12 protein-coding genes and 2 pseudogenes are annotated in these 14,325 nt (G+C 69.7%); 8 read left to right on the top strand and 6 right to left on the bottom strand.

Going from position 1 to position 14,325, the window contains the following annotated elements; all coding sequences use genetic code 11:
* The first annotated feature begins 95 nt into the window (after window positions 1-95).
* From ACFV9O_RS33445 to ACFV9O_RS33435, 3 genes and pseudogenes are all read left to right on the top strand, one after another.
* The gene (locus tag ACFV9O_RS33445; protein WP_385424710.1) at window positions 96-281 is read left to right on the top strand and encodes a PAS domain-containing protein; all 186 of its coding nucleotides are present in this window, start codon (window positions 96-98) and stop codon (window positions 279-281) included.
* A gap of 164 nt (window positions 282-445) precedes the next feature.
* Window positions 446-709: pseudogene (locus ACFV9O_RS33440) on the top strand (SpoIIE family protein phosphatase); the annotation flags it as partial.
* 26 nt (window positions 710-735) lie between these two features.
* A complete protein-coding gene (locus ACFV9O_RS33435) occupies window positions 736-1,113 on the top strand; it encodes a VOC family protein (protein WP_385424707.1) in 378 nt (125 codons plus the stop codon).
* Window positions 1,114-1,493: 380 nt separating this feature from the next.
* On the opposite strand, the gene ACFV9O_RS33430 is transcribed toward ACFV9O_RS33435, so the two are convergent.
* From ACFV9O_RS33430 to ACFV9O_RS33420, 3 genes are all read right to left on the bottom strand, one after another.
* Window positions 1,494-1,787 carry a glycoside hydrolase N-terminal domain-containing protein gene (locus tag ACFV9O_RS33430; RefSeq protein ID WP_385424705.1) on the bottom strand — a complete coding sequence of 98 codons (294 nt, stop codon included), beginning with the start codon at window positions 1,785-1,787 and terminating at the stop codon, window positions 1,494-1,496.
* Window positions 1,788-1,932: 145 nt separating this feature from the next.
* Window positions 1,933-2,955, bottom strand: a complete 1,023-nt coding sequence (locus ACFV9O_RS33425; RefSeq protein ID WP_385424703.1) for an acetylxylan esterase — start codon at window positions 2,953-2,955, stop codon at window positions 1,933-1,935.
* Window positions 2,956-3,182: 227 nt separating this feature from the next.
* Window positions 3,183-5,450 carry an alpha-galactosidase gene (locus tag ACFV9O_RS33420; RefSeq protein WP_385424700.1) on the bottom strand — a complete coding sequence of 756 codons (2,268 nt, stop codon included), beginning with the start codon at window positions 5,448-5,450 and terminating at the stop codon, window positions 3,183-3,185.
* 134 nt (window positions 5,451-5,584) lie between these two features.
* Here ACFV9O_RS33420 and ACFV9O_RS33415 point away from each other — a divergent pair, with 134 nt between their 5' ends.
* The 5 genes and pseudogenes from ACFV9O_RS33415 to ACFV9O_RS33395 all read left to right on the top strand — a co-directional run.
* Window positions 5,585-6,736: an ROK family protein gene (locus tag ACFV9O_RS33415; protein ID WP_385424698.1), complete on the top strand. Its 1,152-nt coding sequence runs from the start codon at window positions 5,585-5,587 to the stop codon at window positions 6,734-6,736.
* A 154-nt stretch (window positions 6,737-6,890) separates the two neighbouring features.
* Entirely contained in the window at window positions 6,891-8,165 is a 1,275-nt protein-coding gene (locus ACFV9O_RS33410; protein WP_385424696.1) for an ABC transporter substrate-binding protein, read from the top strand.
* Window positions 8,166-8,169: 4 nt separating this feature from the next.
* The gene (locus tag ACFV9O_RS33405; RefSeq protein WP_385424693.1) at window positions 8,170-9,177 is read left to right on the top strand and encodes a carbohydrate ABC transporter permease; all 1,008 of its coding nucleotides are present in this window, start codon (window positions 8,170-8,172) and stop codon (window positions 9,175-9,177) included.
* Window positions 9,174-10,037: a carbohydrate ABC transporter permease gene (locus tag ACFV9O_RS33400; protein WP_385424690.1), complete on the top strand. Its 864-nt coding sequence runs from the start codon at window positions 9,174-9,176 to the stop codon at window positions 10,035-10,037. The genes ACFV9O_RS33405 and ACFV9O_RS33400 overlap by 4 nt, the downstream gene beginning before the upstream one ends.
* Window positions 10,038-10,121: 84 nt before the next feature.
* Window positions 10,122-10,729 (top strand): annotated as a pseudogene (locus ACFV9O_RS33395) (polyprenyl synthetase family protein); the annotation flags it as partial.
* 132 nt (window positions 10,730-10,861) lie between these two features.
* Here the strand turns inward: ACFV9O_RS33395 and ACFV9O_RS33390 are convergent.
* Genes ACFV9O_RS33390 through ACFV9O_RS33380 form a run of 3 tightly spaced genes read right to left on the bottom strand, consistent with a single transcriptional unit; the run spans window position 10,862 to window position 14,306 of the window.
* Window positions 10,862-12,295: an NAD-dependent succinate-semialdehyde dehydrogenase gene (locus ACFV9O_RS33390; protein WP_385424720.1), complete on the bottom strand. Its 1,434-nt coding sequence runs from the start codon at window positions 12,293-12,295 to the stop codon at window positions 10,862-10,864.
* Window positions 12,296-12,327: 32 nt separating this feature from the next.
* A complete protein-coding gene (locus ACFV9O_RS33385) occupies window positions 12,328-13,305 on the bottom strand; it encodes an alpha-ketoacid dehydrogenase subunit beta (RefSeq protein ID WP_385424687.1) in 978 nt (325 codons plus the stop codon).
* Complete coding sequence (locus ACFV9O_RS33380; protein WP_385424684.1) at window positions 13,293-14,306, bottom strand: thiamine pyrophosphate-dependent dehydrogenase E1 component subunit alpha; 1,014 nt, start codon at window positions 14,304-14,306, stop codon at window positions 13,293-13,295. Before ACFV9O_RS33380 ends, ACFV9O_RS33385 begins: the two co-directional genes overlap by 13 nt.
* Window positions 14,307-14,325 lie beyond the last annotated feature (19 nt).

Here is a 14,325-nt window from a genome sequence, read left to right as displayed (position 1 = left end):
CCTGCGCAAGCACTCCCGAGACGCCACCCGACCACTGACCACCCTCGGCATCACGTGATCAAACCGGACAGATCCCCTGAACGACGCCGCCCTGGGTGGGCGCCTCGGACGAACTCCTCCGAAGGGCTGAACCGTCGGCTCTGTTGGGCCGGGACGGCGTCGTCCACTCCCTGAACGCCGCGATGGCCACGGCGCTCGGCAGGCCTGCCGAAGAGTGTGTAGGCCGACACATATGGGAGCTGCTGCCCGAAAGCCGGCGGCCCGTGTCGAGCGCATCGTGACTCACGCGAGTAAGCAGAGCACCACGCTTCGCCAGCTGCACCATGCTGCACATCGATACCCGCGGCGGACAGGTCACCGGCGCCGGCGCCGGCCACGTGCCCCTGCTGTGTGCACACGACGACGGCAGCCATGACATCCGTCTGCTGCCGGGCGGTCCGGTCCGGTCCTGGGAATCCTGCCCGACGCCGAGTACCCGCAGGAGACCTTCACACTGGACAAGGACACCGCGCCTGTCATGGTCACCGACGGCTTGGTCGAAGCGCCGGACCTCTCGCTGGACGCCGGACTGAAGCACACCGGAACATTGGCCGCCCAAGCCCTCCACGACGGACTGAGCGCCGAGGAGACCGACGTCTGCGTAGAACCCGCCCTCCCCTCCTCACCGCCTCCGGGCCAGAACCCGCAGCTGAACAGCTGTAGATCGTGATCAGGCGTCGTGAGACGCTGCCCTTCATGATCGCCAAACTGCAGTGCGTGGTGTTGGACTGTGCCGATGTCGTTCAGCTGTCCCGGTTCTACCAGTCGCTTCTCGGCGGCGTAGTGAACCAGCCGGATCCGCGGTGGTCGCTCGGCGACGGCTGGGCGACGCTCCACACCGACGGTGGGTTCGTGCTGGCCTTCCAGCGCGTGGAAGACCATCAGCCGCCGCGGTGGCCGGACCCCGCTCACCCCCAGCAGTTCCACCTTGACCTGGGGGTCAAGGACCTGGACCAAGCCCAGAAAGACGTCCTCAATCGGGGCGCCACACTGCTCGACGGGGGTGGCGGAAAGCGGAGTTGGCGCATCTTCGCGGATCCCGCAGGACACCCGTTCTGTCTCGTCCGAGACTGACAGGAAACACCGGAGGGCTGCGGCAACCGGTGTGTCATCGTGAGTTGTGTGGACTGACGAAGAGATGGTGGCCGCAGGGCACGGCATAGATCCCGCGCGTTGGCGGGAGGCATTCGAGGTGCCCATGAGCCGTATTGCCCGCCGGTTCGCGCGGGTCGAACCCCGGCTGCGGGCCGATCGGTTGGCGACGCCGTCGAAGGGACCGCGGCTCACCCGGGGGCATGTTCGCGGTGCCTGGCCAGGATGCGGCCGAGTGGCGTTCGATGCGGGCCAGGTACTCATCACGCGCCGGCAGGACGCCGAAGGACACTAGGACATGGCGCAGATGGTCCGTGGTTCGCGCACCGCCATGTCCCACGAGCGCGGCGAAGTGATCGAGGTCAGAGTGGGCGAGTGGCCTGCCGGAGGCTGCTGTGACGGCAGGCAGCCGGGCCGAGGCGGAGTTCAGCAGCCGGCCCAGCACCGTCCGCGGCTGTTCGAAGGACATCATCAGCGCCCTCGGCCCGCCGGTAGTCCTCCTCGAGGATGGCCTGGCGCGCCTCGGCCAGCCGCTCGGAGCCCACGCCCGAGGCAATGACCTCGGCCAGGCCGGCCGCGGGTCCATCCGGAACCCCTGACCAGACCGTCGAGTCGTTGATCTGGAACCGGCTGCGGTGCACGCCGCCGAACACCATGGCACCGAGCCGGCCGTTCCCGACCGGTATCGCCTCGAACCAGTTCGACGCGGGCTGCGGCCAGGCCCGTACGAGGTCGTCAGCCGGCCGTCGACCTGCGGATGATTCATCGGATGGATCGCCACGCTGCTCCTTTCGTTGATCGTCACGCTCCGAACAGCACTTTGCGGCCGGCGGCTCCGCGGTCGGTCCGTGGCAGGGATGGTGCTTGCAGCAGGCCACGGAATGACGCCAGCGCGGTGGTGAGGTCTTCGGCGCCGCCCGCTTCGTGGCCGTTGTACTTCCAGGCCTGCATACGCGCCTGGCCGCGGTAGGCGTGGAAGGCGGCGAATGCGGTGGACGGCGGGCAGATGTCGTCCATCAGTCCGCAGGAGAACCAGGCGTGGGCGGTGGCGCGGCGGGCGAAGCCGATGCCGTCGAAGTAGGACAGGGTCCGGAAGACTTGGTCGACCTCGCCGCGGTGGGCAGCCAGATACCCCGTCAGCTCCGCGTACGGCATGCTGCCGGTGATCAGGGTCGCGCGGCGGATGTCGCACAGGAAGGGCGCCTGCACATGGAGTGCGGCGATGTCGCCGAGCAGCCCGGCGGTGGCCAGTGCGATGCCGCCGCCCTGGCTGGCGCCGACGATGCCCACCCGGGCGGGGTCGACCAGGTCCAGGGCGCGGACGGCCTCGACCGCGCGCACCGCGTCGGTGAAGACGCGCCGGTAGAAGTAGCTGTCCGGGGACCGGATGCCGCGGGTCAGGAAGCCAGGGTAGGAGGGTCCGCTGCCGACCGGGTCGGGAGTGTCGCCTCCGGCATGGGCGCCGCCCTGCCCTCGGACGTCCATCAGCAGGTGGGCATATCCGGCGCTGGCCCAGAGCAGGTCCTCGACCGGTGCGCCGCGACCGCTGCCGTACCCGTGGAACTGGACGACTGCCGGCAGCGGTCCTGGGCGTCCGGCGGGCACCCTGAGCCAGGCGCGGACGCGGTGCCCGCCGAAGCCTGCGAAGGTCACGTCGAAGACCTCGATGGTCAGCAGGTCGGTCGGGACCGGTTCGATCTGCAGGGCAAGGTCGTGCTCGCGTGCCTGGGCGAGGGTGTCGGCCCAGAAGGAGTCGAAATCGGCGGGTTCGCGATAGTCGCTGCGGTAGGACTCCAGGCCCGCGTGGTCGAGGTCGGTCAGCATCGCTTCTCCGGCGTGAGTTCGGCAGTGGGCAGCAGCGGGCCTCGGAGCCCAGGACGAGGTTGTGCCGTAGCGCGGTAGCCAGGCCATCCGCGTCCCCCTCGGCGCGCCGCCGGGATGCGAGTGGCCCGGACCGGGGAAAACGGCAACCTTGCACTGCACACCGGCAGAAACCGGTGGTGCGGTTGTGCGCATCGCCGCCACGGCACTCTCCTCGGAGTGACGGATCGTCAGATGGTGATCATGTCGACGTCGGGAGCGTCGTCGGTGGGGTCGCCGAAGGCGTTGGAGTTGGCGCCGGCGGTCAGCGGGACAGCAACGGTGACCGACTGGGGGGAGTCCCGGTCGTTGTCGCCGCGGCCCGCGACCGGCAGCCGGAACGGGGCCGGGTCCGCCTCCGCGGTGGCGCGAACGCCCTGGCTGCGCCGCTGTTCCACCCGCGTCAGCCGCACCACGGTGCTCGGGTAGTCCCCCGTCGGCAGCGAAAGCGGCAGCCCGCGGGTCGACAGCGTCGCCCCGTCGTACGTCGCGCCGCTGTCCGGCTCGCGGTAGTGGGCCGTTGGGTCGAGGGCCGCGAGGCGCAGACGGCGAGCGGCACCCCAGGCGATGACGGTGTGTTCGGCGGGAGTGGCGTACTGGACGGCGTCCGGGTGGCGGTACTGGGCGCCGAACTGTACGACCGGCCGGATCGACTTGTAGAGCGCTACCAGCTCGCGGGCCTCGGCCAGTTCATCCTCTGACCAGCGGAGCAGATCGCCGCCGAGGCCGAGTACCCCGGCCATGGCCACATGGAAGCGGAATCGTAGGGGTGCGGTGCGGCCGGTGTGGCCGTTGGGGCTGTCGGTGACCCAGGCGGACATGGTGCGTGCCGGGTAGAGCTGGCTGTAGCCGTGCTGGATGGAGAGGCGGTCGGCGGCGTCGGTGTTGTCGGAGATCCACACCTGGTCGGTGCGGGCGAGCATGCCCAGGTCGGCCCGGCCGCCGCCGCCCGCGCACGCCTCGATGCGCAGCCCTGGGTGGTCGGCCCGCAGCCGGTCGATCAGCGCGTACACGGCCGTGACATGGTCGAACCACAGTCGGTCCGGGTCCGGGTGTCCGGGCCAGCCGGCCTCGGTGAAGGCGCGGTTCATATCCCATTTGAGGAAGTCGATCTCGTGCTCATCGAGCAACCGGTCGAGCCATGTGTGGGCCCAGTCGGCGACGTCCGGGCGGGCGAAGTTCAGTACGAGCTGGTGGCGCAGCATCGTACGGGTGCGGTGCGGCATGTGCAGTACCCAGTCGGGGTGCTCACGGTAGAGGTCACTGTCCGGATTGACCATCTCGGGCTCCACCCACAGCCCGAACTTCATGCCGAGGCGGTGTACCTCCCCGATGAGCGGGCCCAGCCCGTCCGGGAAGCGCTCCGGGTTGGGCCGCCAGTCGCCGAGCCCCGCGCGGTCGCTCGTCCGGGCACCGAACCAGCCGTCGTCCATCACAAACAGCTCGACGCCGAGCGAGGCGGCGACCTCCGCGAGCCGGCGCTGGCCGTCTTCGGTCAGCTCCCAGCCCGTCGCCTCCCAGGAGTTGTAGACAACGGGCCGCGGCTCGTCCGGATGCGTCAGCAGGTGCGCGGCGATATGCGCATGCCAGGCGCGGCTGGTGGCTCCGAAGCCGTCCGCCGAGTACAGCCCGGAGAAGGCGGGCGTCCGCCAGGTCTCACCGGGCTCCAGCCGCACCGTCAGGCCTTCATGGCCCGCGCCACCAGTCCAGTTGAGCCGGCCGTTCGCGGTCCGCTGCACGGTGATGCGCCAGCTCCCGCTCCAGGCAAGGGCGGTGGACCACACCTCGCCGTGCGTCTCATCGGCGTCGCCCGCGTCCACCATCAGCCAGGGGTTGGCCTGGTGGCTGGAGACTCCGCGCCGACTGGTGAACACGGTCTCGGCGACCGGCGCCGGCACCCGCTGCAGCTGTGTCTCGCCCGACCAGTCGCCCACGGTGTGGCTGAGGCGGTAACCGGAGAGCTCGGGAAGCGACCAGCAGGCGGCGTCGGTGCGCAGCAGCACCATGGGAGCCTCACCCGGAGCGCCGGTGTGCCGCACGGTCACGGATCGCTCGATCACGTCGCTGTCCTCGAACACCCGGTAGTGCAGGGTGAGTTCGAGCGGATAGTGCCGGTCGGCCAGCCGTACGTCCAGCGTTCCGCCGTCGGCACCGGTGTCGGCGGCATGACCGAGGTAGCGCCACTCGGTGCCGCGGGTCCCGTCCGCGTACCGCACCTGGAGGGAGGCGACCCCGAAACGCGCGCCACCCTCGGTGGCCAGCTCCTCGCCGCCCTGCGAGCCGAAGCTGCTGCCCTCACCAGCCGGCACCCCGAGGGCGGCGGCCGCGGCGAGCGACAACCGCGGCCCCCAGTACAGGTGGCGCGGGTTGTCGTCCTCTCCGATACGCAGCGCGTAGCTGGTCGTCGGCGTGCTGAGCAGCAGGGTTCGGCTGGGCGCGTCGAAGGTCACCGAGGGCACACAAGCTCCTTGGATGGGTGGTGGGCGAGCCGTGACGGAGCGTCAGGTCCGCCTTCGGGCGCTGACTGAGCGTACGGCGAAGACGGATGAATTTAAATATTGACGCGGGAAATTATTAGGTCTACGTTTCCGCCATGTTGCCGAGCCGCACCGGCGTGAACGCGACGCCGGCCGCCAACGCGGTCTTCACCACGGTGCTCACCCAAGGTCCGCTCTCCCGCCCCGAGTTGGCCAGGATCACCGGCCTTTCGCCGGCTGCCGTCACCAAGGCGGTCAAGCCGATCCTGGATGCCGGCTATATGGAGGAGGTGCCGCAGACCGAGCGCACGGCGGTGGGTGCCGGCCGGCCCGCACATCCGCTGGCGATCCGCCCCGACCGCGAGTTCTTCGCCGGGATCAAGGTCACCGGGACCGAACTCATCGGCGTTGTCACGGACTTGAGGGCAGGCGTACGGACGACCGCACATCAGCTCATCGAGAATCCCTCCGATGTCAACGGCGTTGTGGCCGACATCGCCGGTCTGGTACGGAGGTTGACTGCCGACTACGCGGACCGCACGCACTGTCTCGGCCTGTCCATCTCCGGCGACGTCGACAGCCCAACCGGCACCGTCCGCTACACGCCCTTCCTCGGCTGGCGCCAGGTGGCGCTCGGTCCACTGGTCCAGGACGCCACCGGGCTCACCGTCACTGTCGAGAACGATGTCAAGGCGCTCACCGTGGCCGAACACTGGTTCGGCGAGGGGGTCGGCGCCGACAACTTCGCGCTGGTCACGGTCGGCGCGGGCATCGGCTGCGGACTGGTCATCAACGGCCGCCTGGTGGCAGGCGGTTACGGGGTCGCCGGCGAGCTCGGCCACATCGCCGTCGACGTATCCGGACCTGACTGCCGCTGCGGGGGCCGCGGCTGTGTGGAGACCATCGCATCCGAGCGGGCCATCGTGGCCAAGGCCCGAACGGTGACCGGCGACCTTCGTCTGGACATGGCCGGCGCGATCGACCGCGCCGCCCAGGACCCCGCCCTGCGCGCGGTGTTCGCCGAGGCCGGGCACACCATCGGCCTTGGCCTCGCCGCCCTGGTCAACCTCACCGGGCCCGAACGGGTCGTGGTGTCCGGTGAGGGCCTGGCGGCATACGACCTCTTCGAGGAACAGATCCGCGCGACCTTCGCCTCACAGGTCTTCGGTGCGGCAGCACAGTGCCCGCTCGTGGTGCGTCCGCTGCCGTTCGAGGAGTGGGCGCGGGGAGCCGCTGCGGTGAGCATCCAACGGCTCTTCTCGCCCTGATCCACCGGCTTTCCGAACATTCCGAATCCCTGGTCGATCCACCCTGCTCGACCTGATCCGGTCCCTCTTCCGCACCGAACCGCTCCGCAACGATCCACCGCACGTCCGCACCGCACAGATCCGCTCACCCCCCCACCGCTCAGGGAGGACCCTCATGAACGCGCATCCAACACGGCGTGGCTTCCTCGGTATGTCGATGCTCTTCGTGGCCGGCACCGCCGTCGCCTGCTCCACCGACCCGCAGAATCCCGCGGGATCCGGCAAGAAGGCCGCCAAGGTCACGCTCACGCAGTGGTACCACCAGTACGGCGAGGCCGGCACGCAGGAGGCCGCCAAGCGTTACGCCGAGCAGTACACCAAGGAAAACCCGGACGTCGCGGTGCGCGTCGTGTGGGCCTCGGACACCACCACCTACGAGACGAAGCTGAGCGCGGCGCTGCTCGGCGACGACGGCCCCGACATCTTCGAGCTCGGCGACTTCCGTTACGACATGGCCAAGAAGGGCCAGCTCGCGCCCCTCGACGACATCTACGGCGCTGCCAAGTCCGGCTTCAACCAGACCGACCTCGCGTACCTCACGGTCGACAACAAGCTGTACGGCGTCAAGATGATCGACGACGTGATGGCGCTCTACTACCGCAAGAGCGTCCTCAGCAAGGCGGGTCTCGAGCCCCCGAAGACCTTCGACGAGCTTGCCGCGGCCGCGAAGAAGCTCACCACCAAGAAGATGAAGGGCCTCTTCATCGGGAACGACGGCATCGGCGACGCCGCATCCCTGCTGATCTGGTCCAACGGCGGCGAACTCATCGAGGGCGACAAGGTCGCCTTTGCGAGCGCGGCCGGCGTCGAGGCCATCGGCGGCCTGCGCCGCCTCCACCAGGACAAGTCGCTGCTCATCGGCTTCACCACCGACTGGTACGACCCGGGTGCCATCACCCAGAACGCCACCGCCATGCACTGGTGCGGTCTGTGGGCGCTGCCCGCGATGAAGCAGGCCCTCGGCGACGACCTGGGTGTCATGCCGTGGCCCGCGTTCAAGGCCGGCGGACGGCCCGTCGCCCGTCTCGGCGGCTGGTCCCAGCTGGTGAACGCGAAATCCAAGCAGCTCGACGAGGCGAAGAAGTTCGTCCAGTGGCTGTGGATCCAGAAGGCGGATCTGCAGATCGACTGGTCGGTCAAGTACGGCTTTCACGTCCCGCCGCAGAGCAGCGTCGCCGCCCAAGCCGAGCCGCTCAAGGAGGGCGCCGCCAAGGACACGGTGAGCATCGCCCAGCAGTACAGCAAGACGTTCCCGATCACCTGGAGCCAGGCGATGGCGGCAGGCCTGGGCGCCGCGGCCATCAAGATCCGGGACGGCGCCGACCCGAAGCAGGAGCTCGAAACCGCCGCGGCGAAGGCACAGGACGCTCTGACGAAGGCGCTGGGCTGACCTGATGTCCGTACTCCCGCAGACCGACACCCGGACGGGGAAGGCGACGGGTCCGCGCACCGCGTGGGCCCGTCCCGCCCCCGGGCGGCGCCGCATGGCCGGTTCGCAGCGCCGCTCGGCCGTCTTCGCCTTCGTCGTGCTGACCGCGCCGATGCTGATCGGCCTGGGCGTCTTCCGCTACATCGCCATCGGCTGGTCGTTCCTGCTCAGCTTCAGCGAGGCCCGGCGCACCATCGCACTCGGGCACTGGGTGGGCCTGGAAAACTACGTCTTCCTCTTCGAGGACGAGCGGTTCCGCGGCTCGCTCACGATGATCGTGCCGTTCACCGCGTTCATCGTGCCCGTCACCTTCACCCTGTCACTGGCGCTGGCCGTCCTCATCAACCGGGTGCGCCGGGGCCGGGCGTTCTTCCGTACGACGTTCCTGCTGCCGGCCGCCGTGTCGTATGTGGCGGCGACGCTGATCTGGAAGATGTCGCTGTTCAGCGGAGTGCCCTCGGGCGTCGCCAACACCCTGGCCATCCTGCTGGGCCACGAGGCGACGCCGTGGATCCAGACCTACCACCCGCCGCTGTACTGGATCGTGCTGATCACGCTGCGGCTCTGGCTCCAGGGCGGGCTCTACATGATCCTCTTCCTGGCCGGCCTCCAGGCCGTGCCGCGTCAGCTGTACGAGGCGGCGCAACTGGACGGCGCGAACGCCTGGCAGTGCTTCCGCCACATCACGATCCCGCAGCTGCGCAACACCTCGATCGCGATCCTGCTGCTGATGATGATCAACGCGCTCCAGGCCTTCGACGAGTTCTACAACATGTTCACGCCGCCCGCGGCCGGCAGCGAGCCCATTCGCACCCCGCTGATGTCCATCTTCCAAATGGCCCTTCTCGACCAGGACTACGGAGTGGGATCGGCAGGTGCGTTCGTGCTCACGATGCTCATCGTGATCGTGACCCTGGTGCAGAGCCGGGTGTTCGGCTTCGGCCGGACGGAGACGGAAGAGGGGACGGCATGAGCACGCTCACGTCGATCAGGCCGGAGCGACGACGGCGGCCGGTGCTCGGCGCGGCACTCACGTACATGGTGCTGATCCTGACCGCAGTCCTCTTCCTCGCGCCCTTCTACGTCCTCCTGCGCAACGCCTTCATGACGACGCCAGAGGTCACCTCGCCCGACTGGCACTGGCTGCCCTCCGGCTTGAGCTGGGCCAACTTCCGTGACCTCTTCGCCGACACCGAGCGCCCGTTCGCGCAATCGCTCGGCAACTCACTGATCATGGCGGCGCTCACGGCCCCACTGTCGACGCTCTTCGCGTCGATGGCAGGCTACGCGCTCGCCCGAATCAACGTCCCCGGACGAGGCATCGTGCTCGCGCTGATCGTCGGCACGCTGATGATCCCGAACGCGGTCACCTTCCTGCCCACGTTCGTGGTGGTCGGCGCCCTCGGCGGGGTCAACACGCTGTGGGGGATGGTGGTGCCAGGGCTGTTCAACGCCTTCGCGGTGATCCTGTTCCGCAGCTTCTACCTCGGCTTCCCCGCAGAGATGGAGGAGGCCGGCCGTATCGACGGCCTCAGCCATCTGGGCGTCTACCGGCGGCTGATTCTCCCGAACTCGGCCACGATGATCGCCTCGCTCGGTGCGCTGTCCTTCATCGAGGCCTGGAACTCCTTCCTGTGGCCGCTGATGATCGGCCAGGACCCGACCCAGTGGACGGCGCAGGTGGCCCTGTCGTCGTTCGTCACCTCCCAGACGATCAACCTGCCGGTGCTGTTCGCGGGCACCGTCGTCGCGATCTTCCCGCTCGTGGTGATGTTCCTGGTGGCACAGCGCTATATCGTCGAGGGGATCACCATGTCGGGCCTCAAGTCCTGAGACCCTTGACGAGTACGGCCCGACCGGTAGCAAGGCTCATGCCGAGCTCGGGGTGCCCCCGCCAACTCCCGAAACGCACACAGCGCGGCGGCAGTTCCGCACCTGGCCGCTACGCTCAACGACCTGGTGCACGGGCAGGCCGAAGACCTGCTCTTCGAGTCCCGCCCCTGGACAGGTCGGGGCGCGGTGCAGCCGCACGAGTACCGGCCAATGGCCGCGCACAAAACCGGCGCACTGCTCGGATGCGCCGCAGGTGTCGGCGCCGTGCTCGCCGGGGCCCGCCCCGGACCGTGGACGCTCTCACCCGGGCGGGACAGCATCTCGGTGTGGCCTTCCAGGTCGTGGACGATCTGCTGGGCATCCGGGGAGACCCGGAGGTCACAGGAAAACCCGTCCACAACGATCTGCGCAGGCTGACGAAGACGTATCCCGTCCTCGCAGTCCTGGCCACGGACGGCCCGGCCGCACAACGCCTGGTCACCCACCTGACCTCCGGCTGTCCGCTCGACGACACCACCGCGCGGCGAGCCGCCGATCTCGTGGAGACGGCAGGCGGACGTTCCGCCGCCATGACCGAGGCGAATCACCACCTGGACAGTGCCCGCGACTGCTTGGCAAGCCTCCCGCCGGCACACGGAGCGCTCGGCGAGATCCACACGCTTCTGCCGTTCCTGATCAACCGCAACATGTGAAGGGCGAGGACGGGAGTGCGGATCCATGACCCTCACCAGGCCGTGGGGGCGTTGTCGTTGGTGTGGACGTCACACGGCGTGTGCGCGGGCCTGGCCGAGGCCGACCGGCGCCGGGCCGGGGCGTGCGCGTGCTCACCAGTGCACGGCGATGTACTTGCTTTCGGTGAACTCCAGGAGGCCGTCGTGGCCGCCCTCGCGTCCGAGACCGGACTGCTTGACGCCGCCGAACGGGGCGGCCGGGTCCGACACGACCGGACGGTTGAGGCCGACCATGCCGGACTCCAGCGCCTCGGACACGCGCAGGCCCTCGGCCAGGTCACCGGTGTAGACGTACGACACCAGACCGTACTCGGTGTCGTTGGCCATCCGGATCGCCTCGTCGACGTCGTCGAAGGGGACGACCGGCGCGACCGGGCCGAAGATCTCCTCCGCCAGGATGGGCGCGTCCGGAGGGACGTCGGCCAGTACGGTCGGCAGGTAGAAGTACCCGGCGCGGTCGGGTGCGGTGCCGCCGGCCAGCAGGCGGGCGCCGGCATCGACGGTGGCCGAGACGAGCTCACCGACCTTCTTGAGTGCCGGCTCGTTCACCAGCGGACCCACGTCCACGCCCGCGTCCAGGCCGGGGCCGACCGTCAGCGCAGCCATGGCCGAGGCGAAGCGACGGCAGAACTCCTCGGCGATCGAGGCGTGGACGTAGAAGCGGTTGGCGGCGGTGCATGCCTCCCCGCCGTTGCGCATCTTGGCGACCATCGCGCCGGCCACCGCCTCGTCGAGGTGGGCGCTGGCCAGGACGAGGAAGGGCGCGTTGCCCCCGAGTTCCATGGAGGCGTTCACCACCGAGCCGGCCGCCTGCCTCAGCAGCTCTCGGCCGACCTCGGTGGACCCGGTGAACGACACCTTCCGAACCCGGGGGTCGGCCAGCAGCACCGCGCCGATCCGGGCCGAGCGGCGTGAAGGGACGACGTTGACCACGCCGTCCGGCACGCCGGCCTCCGTGAGCAGCGCCCCGAGCGCGAGTGCGGTCAGCGGGGTGTCGGAGGCCGGTTTGAGGACGACGGTGCAGCCCGCCGCCAGGGCCGGGCCGATCTTGCGGGTGGCCATGGCGGCAGGGAAGTTCCACGGCGTGATGAGCAGCGCGACGCCAACGGGCTGGCGCAGCACCATGATCTTGTTGCTGCCGGACGGCGCCGTCTGGACGGACCCGGCCGCGCGCACCGCCTCTTCGGCGTACCAGCGGAAGAACTCCGCAGCGTAGGCCACTTCGGCCCGGGCGTCGGCCAGGGCCTTGCCGTTCTCCCGGACGATGAGCTCGGCGAACGCCTCGGCGCGCTCGGTCATCAGGTCGAACGCCCGCCGCAGGATGTCGCTGCGCCCGCGCGGCTCGGTGGCCCGCCAGCCCTCGAGCGCTGCGTGGGCGGCGTCCACGGCCGCCACGGCGTCCTCCACGGTGGCGTTCGCGACCTCCGCGAGGGGTTCGGCGTACGCGGGGTCGGTCACCTCCAGGGTTCCGCCGTCGCCGGCCGGCGTCCACCGGCCGCCGATGAGCAGCCTGGTGGGGGTGTCCATACGAGTGATCACGATCGGCCTCCCGGAGCCGGTCAGTCGACGCTCTTGGCGACGGTCTCGACGATGCGGGCGGTGCTGGGAAGGGTCGCGTCCTCCAGGGCGTCGGCGGCGGGCAGCGGCACATGCGGCGTGGCGATCCGCACCAGCGGCCCGTCCAGGGCGGTGAAGCCCTCCTCCGCGACGATCGACACCAGCTCCGCGCCCCAGCCGCACAGCCGGGGGTTCTCCTCGACGGTGAACAGCCGGCCGGTGTGCGAGAGGGAGCCCAGCACCGTGCTGACGTCCAGCGGCACCAGGCTGCGCAGGTCGATGACGGTGGCGTCGATCCCGTGCTGCTGCTGGAGCTGCTCGGCGGCGGCGAGTGCGCGAGGCACCATCAGGCCGAGCGAGACGAGCGTGACGTCGCCGCCGTGCCGCAGCACGCTCGCTTTGCCGAGCTCGTCGACGATGTCCCCCTCGGGCACCTCGGCCTTGGTGGGGTACAGGCCCTTGGCCTCCAGGAAGACGACGGGGTCGGGGTCACGGACGGCGGCCGCCATCAGGCCGACGACGTCCGCGGGGTTGGAGGGGGCGACCACCTTGAGCCCGGGTACGGCCATCGCCCAGTTGGCGATGTCCTGCGAGTGCTGCGCGCCGAAGCGCAGGCCGCCCCCGTTGCCGGACTTGATGACCAGGGGGAAGGACATCTGACCGTTCGTCATGTACCGCGACTTGGCGATCTGGTTCACGACGATGTCCCAGCAGACCGCGAAGAAGTCGGAGAACATGATCTCGGCGATGGGTCGCAGGCCCGTCATGGCCGCGCCCATGGCGGCACCGAGGATGGCCTGCTCCGAGATGGGCGTGTCACGCACGCGGACCGGACCGAACTCGTCGAGCAGGCCGGCCGTCGTCTTGAACACACCCCCGGCGGCGGCGATGTCCTCGCCCAGGAAGACGATCGACTCGTCCCGCCGCATCTCCTGCGCGATGCCGCGGGCGACCGCGTCCCGGTAGGTCAGTTGCGCCATGATGCACCTCCGTCAGCCCATACGTCCTTCATCACCAGGTCCTCGCCCGGCTGTGGTCCCGCCTTCGCCTGCTCGGTCGCCTCGTCCACCAGGCGCGCCGATTCGGCCTCGATGCCGCTCAGGGCGGCCTCGGCGACGCCGAGGCCGAGCAGCCGCTGCCGGTAGGCGGGCAGTGGGTCCCGCGCGAGCCACTCCTGGACCTCGCCCGCCGGGCGGTACTTGGCCGGGTCGGCCCGTGAGTGGCCGCCGTGCCGGTAGGTCTTGGCCTCGATGAGGGAGGGGCCCTCGCCGGAGCGCGCCCGCGACAGGGCGGCGACCGCGGTCTCGTACACCACGTCGGGGTCGTTGCCGTCGATGGTGATCGATGGCAGGCCGTACGCAGCGGCCCTGTCGGCCGCGGGGTTCGGCACGGCGGTCACGGCGCCGATCGGCGTGTACTCCATGTAGAGGTTGTTCTCACAGACGAACACCACGGGCAGCTTCCAGACGGCCGCGAGATTGAGCGCCTCGTGGAAGGCGCCGATGTTCGTCGTGCCGTCGCCGAAGAAGCAGACGGCGACCTGCCCGCTGCCCCGGTAGTGGGCCGACCAGGCGGCCCCGGTGGCGATCGGCAGATGCGCGCCGATGATGGCGTACGAGCCCATCATCCCGTGCTCGACGGACGTCAGGTGCATGCTGCCGCCCTTGCCGGCCATCAGACCGTTGGCGCGGCCCATCAGCTCGGCCAGGATGCCGGCCATCGGCACCCCGCGGGCGAGGGTGTGGGCGTGGCCCCGGTACGTGGCGAAGGTGTAGTCGTCGTCGCGCATGGCGACGCCGAAGCCGGCGGCGATGGCCTCCTGACCGAGGGACAGGTGGCTGGTGCCCTTGACGAGGTTCTGCAGGAACAGGTCGTACGCGCGCTTCTCCATGCCGCGCATCCGCACCATCTGCCGATAGAGGGCGAGACGGGTGGGCTCGTCGATGCCGGGCCCCGTGGGCCGGGTCTGCTGGATGGTCACGATCCGGTGCCTCCTTTCC

The sequence above is a fragment of the Streptomyces sp. NPDC059909 genome, assembly GCF_042730885.1.
Taxonomy (GTDB): domain Bacteria; phylum Actinomycetota; class Actinomycetes; order Streptomycetales; family Streptomycetaceae; genus Streptomyces.
Note: the sequence above shows the minus strand (reverse complement) of the source record. Positions and strands in the feature narration are given on the sequence as shown.